General features: G+C 65.0%; 14 protein-coding genes. 1 reads left to right on the top strand and 13 read right to left on the bottom strand.

Annotated features, from left to right (window positions below; translation table 11 throughout):
• Positions 1 to 111 precede the first annotated feature (111 nt).
• Entirely contained in the window at positions 112 to 696 is a 585-nt protein-coding gene (gene pgsA / locus E4L96_RS18685) for a CDP-diacylglycerol--glycerol-3-phosphate 3-phosphatidyltransferase (RefSeq protein ID WP_135208723.1), read from the bottom strand.
• Between the two features lie 353 nt (positions 697 to 1,049).
• Here pgsA and E4L96_RS18680 point away from each other — a divergent pair, with 353 nt between their 5' ends.
• Positions 1,050 to 1,850 carry an alpha/beta fold hydrolase gene (locus E4L96_RS18680; RefSeq protein ID WP_135208722.1) on the top strand — a complete coding sequence of 267 codons (801 nt, stop codon included), beginning with the start codon at positions 1,050 to 1,052 and terminating at the stop codon, positions 1,848 to 1,850.
• Between the two features lie 23 nt (positions 1,851 to 1,873).
• On the opposite strand, the gene E4L96_RS18675 is transcribed toward E4L96_RS18680, so the two are convergent.
• From E4L96_RS18675 to E4L96_RS18620, 12 genes are all read right to left on the bottom strand, one after another.
• On the bottom strand, positions 1,874 to 2,611 hold the full coding sequence (locus tag E4L96_RS18675; protein ID WP_135208721.1) for a ribonuclease T2 family protein: 738 nt from the start codon (positions 2,609 to 2,611) through the stop codon (positions 1,874 to 1,876).
• Between the two features lie 3 nt (positions 2,612 to 2,614).
• Positions 2,615 to 4,471: an excinuclease ABC subunit UvrC gene (gene uvrC, locus E4L96_RS18670; RefSeq protein ID WP_135208720.1), complete on the bottom strand. Its 1,857-nt coding sequence runs from the start codon at positions 4,469 to 4,471 to the stop codon at positions 2,615 to 2,617.
• Positions 4,468 to 4,869, bottom strand: coding sequence for a holo-ACP synthase (gene acpS, locus E4L96_RS18665; protein WP_135208724.1), 402 nt, complete (start codon positions 4,867 to 4,869; stop codon positions 4,468 to 4,470). Before acpS ends, uvrC begins: the two co-directional genes overlap by 4 nt.
• A 5-nt stretch (positions 4,870 to 4,874) precedes the next feature.
• Positions 4,875 to 5,633, bottom strand: a complete 759-nt coding sequence (pdxJ, locus tag E4L96_RS18660) for a pyridoxine 5'-phosphate synthase (protein WP_135208719.1) — start codon at positions 5,631 to 5,633, stop codon at positions 4,875 to 4,877.
• Positions 5,634 to 5,654: 21 nt separating this feature from the next.
• A complete protein-coding gene (gene recO, locus E4L96_RS18655; protein ID WP_135208718.1) occupies positions 5,655 to 6,443 on the bottom strand; it encodes a DNA repair protein RecO in 789 nt (262 codons plus the stop codon).
• A gap of 1 nt (position 6,444) precedes the next feature.
• The gene (gene era / locus E4L96_RS18650; RefSeq protein WP_135208717.1) at positions 6,445 to 7,347 is read right to left on the bottom strand and encodes a GTPase Era; all 903 of its coding nucleotides are present in this window, start codon (positions 7,345 to 7,347) and stop codon (positions 6,445 to 6,447) included.
• Entirely contained in the window at positions 7,344 to 8,369 is a 1,026-nt protein-coding gene (gene rnc / locus E4L96_RS18645; protein ID WP_135208716.1) for a ribonuclease III, read from the bottom strand. The genes era and rnc overlap by 4 nt, the downstream gene beginning before the upstream one ends.
• A 60-nt stretch (positions 8,370 to 8,429) precedes the next feature.
• Positions 8,430 to 8,825, bottom strand: a complete 396-nt coding sequence (locus E4L96_RS18640) for a DUF4845 domain-containing protein (RefSeq protein WP_135208715.1) — start codon at positions 8,823 to 8,825, stop codon at positions 8,430 to 8,432.
• A gap of 18 nt (positions 8,826 to 8,843) precedes the next feature.
• Complete coding sequence (lepB, locus tag E4L96_RS18635; protein ID WP_135208714.1) at positions 8,844 to 9,761, bottom strand: signal peptidase I; 918 nt, start codon at positions 9,759 to 9,761, stop codon at positions 8,844 to 8,846.
• On the bottom strand, positions 9,758 to 11,551 hold the full coding sequence (lepA, locus tag E4L96_RS18630) for a translation elongation factor 4 (RefSeq protein ID WP_135208713.1): 1,794 nt from the start codon (positions 11,549 to 11,551) through the stop codon (positions 9,758 to 9,760). The genes lepB and lepA overlap by 4 nt, the downstream gene beginning before the upstream one ends.
• Before the next feature lie 246 nt (positions 11,552 to 11,797).
• Positions 11,798 to 12,070, bottom strand: coding sequence for a glutaredoxin family protein (locus tag E4L96_RS18625; protein WP_135208712.1), 273 nt, complete (start codon positions 12,068 to 12,070; stop codon positions 11,798 to 11,800).
• Positions 12,071 to 12,174: 104 nt separating this feature from the next.
• Positions 12,175 to 13,647, bottom strand: a complete 1,473-nt coding sequence (locus tag E4L96_RS18620) for a DegQ family serine endoprotease (protein WP_135208711.1) — start codon at positions 13,645 to 13,647, stop codon at positions 12,175 to 12,177.
• Positions 13,648 to 13,828: the final 181 nt, after the last annotated feature.

Below are 13,828 nucleotides of genomic sequence, written 5' to 3'. Positions count from 1 at the left end.
AAGAGTCTCGAACTCTCGACCTCAACCTTGGCAAGGTTGCGCTCTACCAACTGAGCTATTCCCGCATGTCGTTCACAACAGCCCGCTATTATAGAGCTTCATTCCGGTATGTCAAGGAAGCATCCCGGCTTTTTCCTTGATGAGCGGCCAGGCCTTCTGCAGGTAGTAGAACATCGACCAGACCGTCAGCACCGCGGCGATCCAGATCAGGTATTCGCCCCACAGCTGCGTGTCGATCCAGACGAACAGCGGATCGTGGAACAGCAGCATCGGGATGGCGATCATCTGCGCGGTGGTCTTGATCTTGCCGAGCGAGGACACCGCCACCGATTTCGATGCGCCCAGCTGCGCCATCCACTCGCGCAGCGCCGAGATCGTAATTTCACGGCCGATGATGATGAAGGCGACGATGCCGCTCACCCGCCCCAGCTGGGTCAGCACGATCAGCGCGCCGGCCACCATCAGCTTGTCCGCCACCGGATCGAGAAAGGCGCCGAAGGCCGAGGTTTGGTTCCACTTCCGGGCCAGATAGCCGTCGAACCAGTCGGTCAGCGCGGCGACGATGAACACGGCCGTGGCCGCCAAGTTGCGGTCGGCGACGGGCAGCCAGTGAGTCGGGAGGTAGTAGACGCCAACAACAAGCGGAATCAGAGCGACACGCAGCCATGTCAGGAAAATCGGGATGTTAAAGGGCATGAACTGGCGCTCGGAACTTGTTGATATGCATTGTTCGCTAGTGTAGCGCGGTGCTGACGATTCGACAAAAACGATTGTTGCGCGTTATCGCGCTTTTCCACATGGTCAGCCGATGCTCAGCAGCCCAGTCGAGTCGGGGGGGCACGGCTCGCAACCAATCCTTCAGCCTGGCCAAGGCCAATGGCGGCCGCGGCCAGTTCCTCCAGGCGCGAGTCAGGGACGATGAAGGAGGCGATGGCGGACATAAGCGTGAACACGGCATGTAACTCACCGATGCTAGCCCTCCAATTCCACTGCTGCAACAACGCCATGAAAGCGCCGAGGCCGCGATTGTGGCAACATCGCATTCTCTCATGACGACGCCTGCCCCGCCCCCCACCGAATTCGCCGAACTGGACTGGAACGGCAAGCCCCTGCGGCTGGAATACCAGCGCGTCGCGGGCCCGGACCAGGCGCCGACGGTGGTCTTCCTGCACGAGGGTCTGGGCTCGGTGGCGATCTGGCGGGACTTCCCCGCGCGCTTCTGCCAGGCGAACGCCCTGCACGGCCTGGTGTACTCCCGCTACGGCTACGGCCGATCCACGCCGCGTCCGCATGACGAGCGCTGGCAGCCCGACTACCTGCACCAGCAAGCCTGGGACGTGCTCCCGGCCCTGCTGGCCCAGCTCGGCATCGCCCGCCCCTGGCTGTTCGGCCACAGCGATGGCGCCTCCATCGCCCTCCTCCACGCCGCCCGCTTCAGCGCCCAGATCCGCGGCATCATCGTCGAAGCCCCGCACATCACCGTCGAGGACAAGGCTATCGCCGGTTTGCTAACGGCACGCAATGCCTACTCGGGCGGCGCGTTGAGAAAAGCCCTCGCGCGTTTGCATGACGATGTCGACTCTGCTTTCTATGCGTGGAACGAGAGTTGGCTCAACCCCGCCTTCCGCAGCTGGGACATTCGCGCTGAAGTCGCGCAGATCACCACACCGCTGATGGCCATCCAGGGCGAAGGCGATGAGTACGGGACGCTGGAACAGGTCTACGGTATCCAGCGGCTCGTCCCGCACACTCGCCTGCTCGTGCTGCCGGGCGTCGGGCACACGCCGCATCGGGACCAGCCGGAACTCATCATCGAAGAAGCCAGCCGCTTCCTGCGCGACCACAGTTGAGCCGTCGCTGTGGTGCGTGAACGTCAGTCCACGGTCACTGGCAGGTCGTCGCGCGGCGGGCGGCCGCTGCACGCCGTGGGGGCCTGCTTGAGGTCCAGGCAGAGGTAGGCTTCCTTCAGGTGGCGGCCATCCAGGCGCACGCCGATGTGCTGGGGGCGCAGCAGCGCGGGGTTTGCGCGGGCGATGGCGGTGCGGATGGCGCCGACCGTGGTGGGGCCCGGCGTGACCTGCATCGCCGCCAGCGGAAAGCGCTGGAGCAGCTTCCGGATAGCGCCGAAGTACTGGCGCGGGTCGTCCGTAAGGCAGGTGCCGTGGTCGGACCACTCGTGCTGCATCAGCGAGACGCTGGGCGTGGTGCACAGGTTGGCGCGCAGGATGTCCTGCGGCAGGCGGTCGCTCGGGCGGCAGGCGCGCGGACTGGTGTCCTTGCCGGTGGTGTTCTCCGCTTGCGGCCAGAGACCGTGGACCACCCAGGTGAAGTGGTTGTCGTGGCACTGGAACTCGTCGTCCCAGGATGCGCGGTTGACGGCGAGCTCCCGGCCCCGGCCGCCGCCCGCATGCGGCGCGCGGCTTTCGGCGCGGCGCTCGCAATAATGCGGCGACCAGGAGAGCACCAGCTGGTAGCCCGCCACCGGCAGCGGATTCGGCTTGCTGTGCGGGACGCGCGGGCGCGGGAGATCGTCGGGAATGCGGCACACCTCGGCCGCCGTCACGGGAAGCAACAGGGAACCGAGGACAACACCCAGGAGAGCGGCACGCATGGGTCAGTGCAGCTGGCGGTAGATTTCTTCCGCCAGCGCGGTCGAGATGCCTTCGACCTGCATCAGGTCCTCGACGCTGGCGTTCATCACGCCGCGCAGGCCGCCGAAGCGGGCCAGCAAACGCTGGCGGCGCTTGGCGCCAATCCCTTCGATCTCCTCCAGCCGCGACGCCTGCCGCGCCTTGCCGCGCTTGGCCCGCATCCCGGTGATCGCAAACCGGTGCGCCTCATCGCGGATCAGCGCCACCAGCATCAGGGCCGCCGATTCCTTGCCCAGCTCCAGCGCCGGCCGGCCATCGGCAAAGATCAGGGTCTCCAGGCCGACGCGGCGACCTTCGCCCTTGGCCACGCCGACGATGATCGAGATATCGAGACCGAGCTCGGAGAACACCTGCCGCGCCATCTCGACCTGGCCCTTGCCACCGTCGACGAGCACGATGTCCGGCATCACGCCCTCGCCGTTGGCGACCTTCTCATACCGCCGCGTGAGCACCTGCCGCATGGCCGCGTAATCGTCGCCCGGCGTGATGTCCTTGATGTTGAAGCGCCGGTACTCGCCGTTCTGCATCGCGTGATGATGGAACACCACGCAGGACGCCTGCGTCGCCTCCCCCATCGTGTGCGAGATGTCGAAGCACTCGATGCGCAGCGCATCGATGTCCTCCATGTCCAGCCCCAGCACCTCGACCAGCGCGCGGGTGCGCGCCTGCTGCGAACCCTGCTCCGACAGCAGCCGCGCCAGCGCGATCTCGGCGCCCTTCTGCGCTAGCTCCAGCCACTGGCGGCGCTGCCCCTGCGGTTGGAACAGCAGGTTGATGCGGTGCCCGCACTGCTCCATCAGCGCCGTAATGAGCGCCGGCTGGTCGAATTCGATGTTGAGGATCAGCGTATTCGGAATGAAGCTGTCGCCGTAGTGCTGGGCGAGGAAGGCGGCCAGCACCTCCTCTTCGATCGAGGTCTCGGTGACCGCTTCGGCCACCTGGGTGGGGAAGTAGGCGCGGTCGCCGAGGTGGCGCCCACCACGCACCATGGCCAGGTTGACGCACGCGCGCCCGCCCTGCACCACCACGGCGATGATGTCCACGTCCTGGTCCCCGGTCGATTCCATGGCCTGCTGGTGCAGTACCTTGGACAGCGACTGCATCTGGTTGCGGATCTTGGCGGCCTGCTCGAACTTGAGCTCCGCCGCAAAGCCGTGCATCTTCTGCTCCAGGTCTTCCAGCACCTCGGTCTGGCGCCCGCGCAGGAACTTGGCGGCGTTGTTCACGTCCAGCGCGTACTGCTCGGTCGTCACCGCGCCCACGCAGGGCGCGCTGCAGCGGCCGATCTGGTGCAGCAGGCAGGGGCGCGTGCGGTTCGAGTACACGCTGTCCTCGCAGGTGCGGATCATGAAGACCTTCTGCAGGATCTGCATCGACTCCTTGACCGCCCACGCGGACGGGAACGGCCCGAAGTACTGGTTCTTCTTGTCCAGCGCCCCGCGGTAGTAGGCCATGCGCGGGTAGTCCTGGCCGGTGAGCTTCAGATACGGGTACGACTTATCGTCGCGGAACAGGATGTTGTAGCGCGGCTTGAGCGACTTGATGAGGTTATTTTCAAGGATCAGCGCTTCGGCCTCGCTGTTGGTGACCGTGGTCTCCAGGCGCGCGATCTTCTCGACCATCATCGCGATGCGCGGGCTGGTCAGGGTCTTCTGAAAATAGCTCGACACGCGCTTCTTCAGGTCGCGCGCCTTCCCGACGTACAGCACGGTGTCCTGCGCGTCGAAATAGCGGTAGACGCCCGGCAGGTTGGGCAGCTTGGCGACGGTCGCCAGCACCTGGGCACGTGCGTCTGCGGGGGCTTGGACTTCTTCGGTCATGCTTGCGGCAATGGTTCCTGCGTGACGATGACGAAAGCGACTCCGTAGTCGGCTTCGTCGCTGATGGTGACTTGGGCAGAGAGCCTATTCTGCCGCATGAATTCTTCCAGCGCGCCACTGCACACGATGACCGGCTTCCCGCTCGGCGCGTTGAGCATCTGGGCGGAGCGCCAGGTCATCGGCATGCGCATGCCGAGACCGATGGCTTTCGAAAACGCTTCCTTGGCCGAGAAGCGGGTGGCCAAAAAGCGCAGGCCGCGCGCTTCGTGCTTGGCGCGGCGGACGCGGAACTTCTCGAGCTCCTGCGGCCCCAGGATCTTCTCGGCGAAGCGTTCGCTGCGCCCGAGCGCCGCCTCGATCCGCGAGATCTGGACGATGTCGGTGCCGATCCCGTAGATCGTGCTCACAGGGCGCCCAGCCTCGCGGTGGTCATGATGGCCTTCATCTCGCGCACCGCATTCTCGAAGCCCGCGAACACGGCATGCGCGACGATCGCGTGGCCGATGTTCAGCTCCGCGATCTCGGTGATGGCGGCAATGGCCTGCACGTTGGTGTAGTGCAGACCGTGGCCCGCGTTGACCTTGAGGCCGTGCGCCACGCCGAAGCGTACGCCGGCGCGGATGCGTTCCAGCTCGCGCGCCTGCTCCTCGCCTTCCGTGTCCGCATAGCGGCCCGTGTGCAGCTCGATCACAGGCGCGCCGACATCGGCGGCGGCGGCGATCTGCTGCTCGTCCGCGTCGATGAAGAGCGACACGCGGATGCCTTCGCCCTGCAGCTGCCTGACCGCGGCGGCGACTTCCTTGTGGTAGCGGACCACATCCAGCCCGCCCTCGGTGGTCACTTCCTCGCGCCGCTCCGGCACCAGGCATACGTCCTGCGGGGCGATGCGGCAGGCGAAATCGATCATCTCCTGCGTCACCGCCGCCTCCAGGTTCATGCGGGTGGTGAGCTGGGGGCGCATCGCGATCACGTCCGCATCGCGGATGTGGCGGCGGTCTTCGCGCAGGTGCAGGGTGATGGCGTCCGCGCCGGCCTGCTCGGCCACCAGCGCCGCGCGCACGGGGTCGGGGTAGCTGGTGCCGCGCGCATTGCGCAGGGTCGCGACGTGGTCGATGTTCACGCCCAGGTCGATCACCGGGCCGGTCGGGTTCAGGAAGGACATATTAATTATTCTCGTGTGTTTTTATAATTGCATTAAATCTATTAATATTTGCCGCGTATTGAGCGTGGCGCCGCCGAGGTGGTGATGCAGCAGGAAGCGCATCAGCTGCTTGCTCTGGGCTTGCGTGGCCGGGCTGGCGTAGTCCTCGTTCTCCATGTCGATCAAGGTCTGGCCGCTCACGGCGGGCCAGATGTCGTTTGGCTGCGCCGGGCGCGGTCCGCGCTCGGGGTCGACCACGTAGGACTTTACCGGTACAACCGCCTCGCCTGTACCGGCACACTTGGACAACTGTGCCGCTACACCAGTCTCTTTAAGTAAGGCCGTTTCGAACTTTCGCAAGACGATCTGGGCGGGCTCGTTGTGGGCCAGCTGGTTCAACGTTGAGACGTAGTGGTCCCATAGCAGCGGGTGCGGGTCGTCGCGCGCGAGCAGCTTGACGAGGAGTTCATTGAGGTAGAAGCCGCACAGCAGCGAGTTGCGCTCCAGCGGCAGCAGGCCGCCGACCCACTCGGCGTCGGTCATGGTGCGCAGCTCGGCCTTGCCAGTCCAGCCCAGCGACAGTGGCTGGAAGGTCTGCAGCACGCCGCGCAGCTTGGAGTGCGGGCGCTTGGCGCCCTTCGCCACCAGGCCCACGCGCCCGTAGTCGCGCGTGAACACGTCGACAATCAGGCTGGTTTCCTTGTAGGGATAGCTGTGCAGGACGAAGCCCGGTTGGCCGCTGACGCGGGTGTCGCGGGTGGTGCCGGAGCGCGAGCGGCGGGGCGTGGCCGCGGGCCGCGCTGCTGCCGGGGCCGCGTCCAGGGTGTCCACGTTATTCGTAGCCGTAGGCGCGCAGACCTGCTTCGTTGTCGGCCCAGCCGGATTTGACCTTGACCCAGATCTCCAGGTACACGGGGCCGCCGAACAGCTTTTCCATGTCCAGGCGCGACTGGGTCGAGACTTCCTTCAGGCGCGCGCCCTTGTTCCCGATGACCATGGCCTTCTGCGAATCGCGCTCCACCAGGATGGCGCAGAACACGCGGCGCAGCGCGCCCTCTTCCTCGAACTTCTCGACCATCACGGTGCTGGTGTAGGGCAGCTCGTCGCCGAGGAGGCGGAACAGCTTTTCACGCACGATCTCGGCGGCCAGGAACTTCTCGCTGCGGTCGGTGATGTCGTCCGGGCCGAACACGGCCTCGCCCTCGGGCAGGAATTTCTTGATCTCGTTTTCCAGCGCCGGGAGCTGGAAGCGCTGCTTGGCCGATACCGGCACCACGGCCGCGAACTCGAACTTGGCGGCGACGTTGCGGGCGAACGGCATCAGGGTGGCCTTGTCCTTGGCGCGGTCCGACTTGTTGATCACCAGGATCACCGGAATGTTCTTGGGCAGCAGGTCGATCACCTGCTGGTCGGCCGCACCAAAAGTGCCCGCCTCCACCACGAACAGGATCACGTCCGCCGAGGTGAGCGTGTTGGTGACGGTCTTGTTGAGCGTCTTGTTCAGCGCGTTCGAGTGGCGGGTCTGGAAGCCGGGGGTGTCCACGTAGATGAACTGCGCGTCCTCGACGGTCTGGATGCCGGTGATGCGGTGGCGCGTGGTCTGGGCCTTGCGCGAGGTGATCGACACTTTGGCGCCGATCAGCTGGTTCATGAGCGTGGACTTGCCCACGTTGGGGCGGCCGACGATGGCGATATAACCACAACGGAATGCGGCGGGGGTGGTTGTGGTGTTCATGCTGACTTCGTTTCGGGTTGCTGCTCGATGGAGTGTTTCTGTTCGGGTGCGGCCGCGATGGGATGCGGTGCGGCTTTGTCTGCAGGCGGCTTGTCGGTGGCCTTGGCGCCGGCGCCGTCCAGCGGCTTCTCGGCGGGCCGGTCAGCCAGTTTTTCAGCGATCTTGTCGGCCGGCTTCTCCGCCTTGTCCAATTTCTCGGCCTTGTCGGCCTTGGCGGCTTTCGCCTTCTCGGCCTTGTCCGGCTTGGCGGCGGCTTCGGCGGCCCCAGGCTCCTGGACCGTGGCGATACCGGCCAGTTTCAATTGTGCCGACCGTGGACGCGACTTGCGCGCGGCGGCCGGGCTCTTCTGCAGCATCTGCTCGGCCGTTTCCAGCGCCAGCTTGGCGGCGGCCTGTTCGCCCGCGCGCCGGCTGCCGCCCCGGCCGAACACCTGGATCCCCAGCTTGGGCACCAGGCATTCGATCTCGAACTCCTGGCTGTGGGCCGCGCCGTGCGTGGCCACCACGTTGTAGGTCGGCAGCGAGATCTTCTTGCTCTGCAGGAATTCCTGGAGCAGGGTCTTGGCGTCCTTGCCGAGGGTGCGCGGGTCGACCGACTCCAGGATCGGAATATAGAACGCGCGGATCACATCGCGCGCCGCGTTGAACCCGGCGTCCAGGTAGATGGCGCCGAGCAGGGCCTCCAGCGTGTCCGCCAGGATCGACGGCCGGCGGAAGCCGCCCGACTTGAGCTCGCCTTCACCGAGGCGCAGGAACTGGGACAACTCCAGCTTCTGGGCAATTTCGTACAGGGATTGCTGCTTGACCAGGTTGGCGCGCAGGCGCGACAGGTCGCCCTCGTCGATCTCCTTGAAGCGCTCGTACAAAACGGATGCCACCACGCAGTTCAGGATCGAGTCGCCCAGGAATTCCAGCCGTTCATTGTGCAGCGCGCTGTGGCTACGGTGCGTCAAGGCTTGCTGCAACAGGCCGGCATCCTGGAACGTGTAACCCAATCGCGTCTGCAATAGCTGGAGATTCATTGTCGACAATCTGGTGCGCCTTCCTTCTTTATACGCCGATTTTCAAAGCACTGTGACAGCTCACTGCGCCGCCGGTTTCTCCGCCACCACGCCGTTGGCCGCCGTGGTGCCCGCGTAATCGATCAGCAGGCTGACGTTGCCGAACAGCGGAATCTTCTTCTCGTAGGCGAAGCTGATCTCGGTCTCGCCGGTTTCCTTGCTGATGACCAGGTCCTTGGCGGTGATGGCGGTGATGTCGTCCACCTGCACGGCCTTGTTGAAGCTTTGCTGGATCTCGCGCACGCCGCCGCCGGTCGCCTTGGCGGTCTGGATCGCCTGCTTGATCGACGAATATTCCGAATAGGTCGGCAGCACCTTGGCCAGCGTGAGGCCGATGAAGGCCAGGATCGCGATCACGACGATCAGGCCGGTCAGCGAAATGCCGCGCTGGGCGCGCAGGGAGACAAAGCGGTTCATATCTTTACCCTCTCGAACTTAATGAATGCCACCGATGCGGCGCGGATTACTCAGGTTCATCCACACGACCACGGCCTTGCCGACGATATTCCGGTCCGGGACGAAGCCCCAGTAGCGGCTGTCCAGGCTGTTGTCGCGGTTATCGCCCATCATAAAGTAATTGCCTTCAGGTACGATACAGGTAAATTTGTCGTACGAGTACGTACAGTTCTGCTCCTTGAACGGGAAATTGTCCACCGCCGAACTGTCGATACTGCGCTTGCTCTCCATATTCAGGATCCGGTGCTGCACCCCGGTCAGGTTCTCTACATACTGCTTGTGGTAGATCGGGTGCTCGTCGTCCAGGTAATCGTCCATCGGCTGGTAGGCGAGCGGCTTGCCATTCACGGTCAAGCGCTTGTTTTCATAGGTGATTTTATCACCGGGGACGCCGATCACCCGCTTGATGTAGTCCTGCGACATATCCTTGGGATACTTGAAGACCATGACGTCGCCGCGCTGCGGGTTATTCACTTCGATGATCTTCTTGTTGATGATCGGGAGGCGGATCCCGTAGGTGTACTTGTTCACCAAAATCAGGTCGCCCACCAGCAGGGTCGGAACCATGGAGCTGGACGGGATCTTGAAGGGCTCGAACAGGAAGGAACGCAGCACGAACACCAGCGCGATCACCGGGAAGAAGCTGCCCGAATACTCGATCCAGGTCGGCTGGCGCAGCAGGGCCGCCTCGATCGCGGCGCGGCTGGTGTTGTCGACCTTGATGCCGTCCGCGGTCAGCTTGGCATTGCGGGCGTCAAAGGCCGCCAGGGCGGTATCGGCCGCGCGCCGGCGCTGCTTGGCGAAATAAAAAATATCCAGGAACCAGATAATCCCCGTGACCACCATGGCCACGAACAGAATGAGTGCGAAATTACCGAGGATCGTCTGGAGATTCATTTCTCGTCCACTTGAAGGATAGCCAGGAAAGCCTCTTGCGGGATTTCCACCGAACCGACCTGCTTCATGCGCTTCTTGCCGGCCTTTTGTTTTTCGAGCAGTTTCTTCTTCCGGCTGATGTCACCGCCGTAGCATTTCGCCAGCACGTTCTTGCGCATCGCCTTCACGTTTTCGCGCGAGATGATGTTGGAGCCGATCGCCGCCTGGATCGCCACGTCGAACATCTGGCGCGGGATCAGCTCGCGCATCTTGGCCGCCACGGCGCGGCCGCGGTACGGCGCATTGGCGCGGTGGACGATGATGGCCAGCGCATCGACCTTCTCGCTGTTGATCAGCATGTCGACCTTGACCACGTCGGCCGCGCGGTATTCCTTGAACTCGTAGTCCATGGAGGCGTAGCCGCGCGAGGTGGACTTCAGCTTGTCGAAGAAGTCCAGCACGATCTCGGCCATCGGCATCTCGTACACCAGCTTGACCTGGCGGCCGTGGTAGGACATGTCCATCTGCACGCCGCGTTTGGCGATGCACAGCGTGATCACCGAGCCGACGTACTCCTGCGGCATGTACAGGTTGAGGTTGACGATCGGCTCGCGCACCTCGTTGATCTTGGACGGGTCCGGCATCTTGGACGGGTTGTCCACGTTGATGACGGTGCCGTCGCGCAGCTCGACCTCGTACACCACGGTCGGCGCCGTGGTGATCAGGTCCATGTCGAATTCGCGCTCCAGGCGCTCCTGCACGATCTCCATGTGCAGCAGGCCCAGGAAGCCGCAGCGGAAGCCGAAGCCCAGCGCCTGCGACACTTCCGGCTCGAACTGGAGGGCGGCGTCGTTCAGCTTCAGCTTCTCCAGCGAGTCGCGCAGGGCGTCGTACTGGTTGGCCTCGACCGGGAACAGGCCGGCGAACACCTGCGGCTGCACTTCCTTAAAGCCGGGCAGCGGGGCCGGGGCGGGCCGGGCCACGGTGGTGATGGTGTCACCCACCTTGGCCGCCTTCAGTTCCTTGATGCCGGCGATGACGAAGCCCACCTGGCCGGCCGACAGCTGCGGCAGCGAGACCGAACGCGGGCTGAACACACCGGTGCTCTCCACCAGGTTCTGGGAACCGGTCGCCATCAGCAGGATCTTGTCCTTCTGGCGCAGGGTGCCGTTCACCACGCGCACCAGCATCACCACGCCGACGTAGTTGTCGAACCAGGAGTCGATGATCAGGGCCTGCAGGGGCGCCTCGGGGTCGCCTTCGGGCGGCGGGACCTTGGCGATGATCGCTTCCAGCACGTCTTCCACGCCGAGGCCGGTCTTGGCCGAGCAGTGCACGGCGTCCTGCGCCTCGATGCCGATCACGTCCTCGATCTCGGCGATGGCGGTGGGCGGGTCGGCGTTGGGCAGGTCGATCTTGTTCAGGACCGGCACCACTTCCACGCCCAGGTCGAGCGCGGTGTAGCAGTTGGCCACGGTCTGGGCTTCCACGCCCTGGGAGGCGTCCACCACCAGCAGCGCGCCTTCGCAGGCGGACAGCGAGCGCGAGACTTCGTAGGAGAAGTCGACGTGGCCCGGGGTGTCGATCAGGTTCAGGTTGTAGGTTTCGCCATCGCGCGCCTTGTAGTGCAGCGCCGCGGTCTGGGCCTTGATGGTGATGCCGCGCTCGCGCTCCAGGTCCATGGAGTCGAGCACCTGCGCCTCCATCTCGCGGTCGGACAGGCCGCCGCACAGCTGGATGATACGGTCCGCCAGGGTCGACTTGCCGTGGTCGATGTGGGCGATGATGGAGAAATTGCGAATGTTCTTCATTAACTCAAAACCAGATTGGAAAAGGTGTCGCGGCTTGCGGGCGGCGTCTCGGGACGCGGCGCCATACAAAAAAAGCGCTGCGTCCGGGATGGTGGTCATCCCCAGGCGAGCGCCTTGGCAAGCAAGAGAAGAGCTTGTTGACTAGGACTGAAGCTTTTCCGACCGCGTCATTTTACCGGATTTCGGGTCAGAAAGCCCGGTTTTGGGGCGCGCGCCAGAGGGAAAGTGCGGCTTTTTAACAAAAACCTAAGCCCCGCGCGGCCTGGCCAGATAGTTTTCGACGGCTGCCTGGTCCAGGAAGTAGTGACAGAGCTCGGGTTCTGCAAGGTCGCCGTACAGGACGGGGACCAGTTCGTCGTAGCGTTCCAGCAGCGCCGGGTCGGCGGCCTGGTCGATGTCGATCACGTCGATCTGGAACGACTGGCCGGGCGGTTCCAGCGCGCGCAGGGCTTGCAGGAGGTCGTCGCAGAGGTGGCAGTAGCTGCGGCTGTAGAGGGTGAAACGGGGAGCGTGGGGCATGCAGGCGTGGGGCGCGGGCGGAGGCGCAGTAACGTGGGTCGGGGTGCGGCGCGCGCCGCCGCACCCGGCCTTGGCGGCCGGCACGGCGGCTCCGGTTCAGTGGATCAGCGCGGCTTGATCATCACGTAGGAGGTCTGGTCCTCGCGGCGCACCAGCAGCGCCACCGGCTTCTTCGAATCGAGCTTGGCGACCAGGGCGTTGAACTGCTTGGCATCGGTCACTTGCGTGTTGTTCAGCTGCAGGATCAGGTCGCCCGGCTGCAGGCCGGCGCGGCCGGCGGCACCGGTGGCGGAATCGACCAGCACGCCGCCCGGGATGCGCTGGTCGGTGCGCTGGGCTTCGGTCAGGTCGCTCACGTGCAGGCCGAGGGCGTTGGGCGTGGCTTCCGGGCTCGGCTTCTTGGGCGTCATGCGCTTGCTGGCGGACTTCGGATCTTCCAACTCGACGATGGTGACCGGGATGTCCTTCTGCGTGCCCTGGCGCCAGACCGTGACCGTCACCTTGCTGCCGACCGGGGCGGCGCCCACCTGGCGACGCAGGTCGGACGAGCTTTCGATCGGCTGGCCGTTGAACTTGAGGATGATGTCGCCGACCTTGACGCCGGCCTTGTCGGCCGGGCCGCCCTGCTCCACCTGCGAAACTTCGACGCCGCGCGCGCGGCCCAGGCCCAGCGATTCGGCCACTTCCTTGGACAGCTCGCCCATGACCACGCCGATGCGGCCGCGGGTGACCTTGCCGGTCTTGCGCAACTGGTCGGCCACGCGCATCGCTTCGTCGACCGGGACGGCGAACGAGATGCCGTTGTAGCCGCCGGAGAGCGTGGCGATCTGCGAGTTGATGCCGATGACTTCGCCACGCATGTTGATCAGCGGACCGCCCGAGTTGCCGGGGTTGACGGCCACGTCCGACTGGATCAGCGGCAGGTAGTCGCCGGTGTCACGCGACTTGGCGGAGATGATGCCCGCGGTGACGGTGTTTTCCAGGTTGAACGGGGAGCCGATCGCGATCACCCATTCGCCGACGCGGATCTTGCTGGAGTCGCCCACGCGCAGGAACGGCAGGTTGTTGCCGTCCAGTTTGAGCACCGCGACGTCGGAGCGCTCGTCGGCACCCAGCACCTTGGCCTTGAACTCGCGGCGGTCGGTCAGGGTGACGATCACTTCGTCCGCACCCGCGACCACGTGGGCATTGGTGAGCACGTAGCCGTCGCCGGAGATGATGAAGCCGGAGCCGACGCCGCGCTGCACTTCCTCGTCCTGCTGCGGGGCGCGGCGGCGCGGGGTCTGGCCGGGGCTCTGGCCGCGCGGGGTGGGCACGCCGAAGAAGCGGCGCAGGAATTCCTGCAGCTCTTCGTCGCCCATGGCGCTGGGGCCGTTCTTGATGCGCTCGGTGGTGCGGATATTGACCACGGCCGGGCCGACCTTGTCGATCAGGTCGGTGAAATCGGGCAGGCCGGTGACCACGGGCGGGACGGCCGGGACCGGCGCGGGCGCGGCCAGGCTGGACGAAATGGGGATCAGGCTGGCGCAGGCGCACAGCACCGCTGCCAGCAGGGTGCTTCCAACTTTCGATGTCATAGAGGGCGTCAGAGAGGAACCGGCGGGCCGGCGTTGACGCAATGGTAAGCGAAAATGACAAGCTTGTGGCGCAGGCCAGCCGCGGCGGTGCACTGGGATGTCAACGGGTCCCCGGCCGCGCCCGGGCGGCGCCGCGGACCCGGCGGGCGGTGCTACCGGCGCTTCCGGAGTGGCCGCACCG

Source organism: Zemynaea arenosa (assembly GCF_004614185.1).
Classification (GTDB): domain Bacteria; phylum Pseudomonadota; class Gammaproteobacteria; order Burkholderiales; family Burkholderiaceae_D; genus Telluria; species Telluria arenosa.
This window is presented reverse-complemented; position numbering and strand designations above follow the sequence as displayed.

Bases quoted from the DNA above. Each gene is read 5' to 3' on its own strand.
- pgsA (WP_135208723.1), bottom strand. From the start codon at position 696: ATGCCCTTTAACATCCCGATTTTCCTGACATGGCTGCGTGTCGCTCTG.
- E4L96_RS18680 (WP_135208722.1), top strand. From the start codon at position 1,050: ATGACGACGCCTGCCCCGCCCCCCACCGAATTCGCCGAACTGGACTGG.
- E4L96_RS18675 (WP_135208721.1), bottom strand. From the start codon at position 2,611: ATGCGTGCCGCTCTCCTGGGTGTTGTCCTCGGTTCCCTGTTGCTTCCC.
- uvrC (WP_135208720.1), bottom strand. From the start codon at position 4,471: ATGACCGAAGAAGTCCAAGCCCCCGCAGACGCACGTGCCCAGGTGCTG.
- pdxJ (WP_135208719.1), bottom strand. From the start codon at position 5,633: ATGTCCTTCCTGAACCCGACCGGCCCGGTGATCGACCTGGGCGTGAAC.
- era (WP_135208717.1), bottom strand. From the start codon at position 7,347: ATGAACACCACAACCACCCCCGCCGCATTCCGTTGTGGTTATATCGCC.
- rnc (WP_135208716.1), bottom strand. From the start codon at position 8,369: ATGAATCTCCAGCTATTGCAGACGCGATTGGGTTACACGTTCCAGGAT.
- E4L96_RS18640 (WP_135208715.1), bottom strand. From the start codon at position 8,825: ATGAACCGCTTTGTCTCCCTGCGCGCCCAGCGCGGCATTTCGCTGACC.
- lepB (WP_135208714.1), bottom strand. From the start codon at position 9,761: ATGAATCTCCAGACGATCCTCGGTAATTTCGCACTCATTCTGTTCGTG.
- lepA (WP_135208713.1), bottom strand. From the start codon at position 11,551: ATGAAGAACATTCGCAATTTCTCCATCATCGCCCACATCGACCACGGC.
- E4L96_RS18625 (WP_135208712.1), bottom strand. From the start codon at position 12,070: ATGCCCCACGCTCCCCGTTTCACCCTCTACAGCCGCAGCTACTGCCAC.
- E4L96_RS18620 (WP_135208711.1), bottom strand. From the start codon at position 13,647: ATGACATCGAAAGTTGGAAGCACCCTGCTGGCAGCGGTGCTGTGCGCC.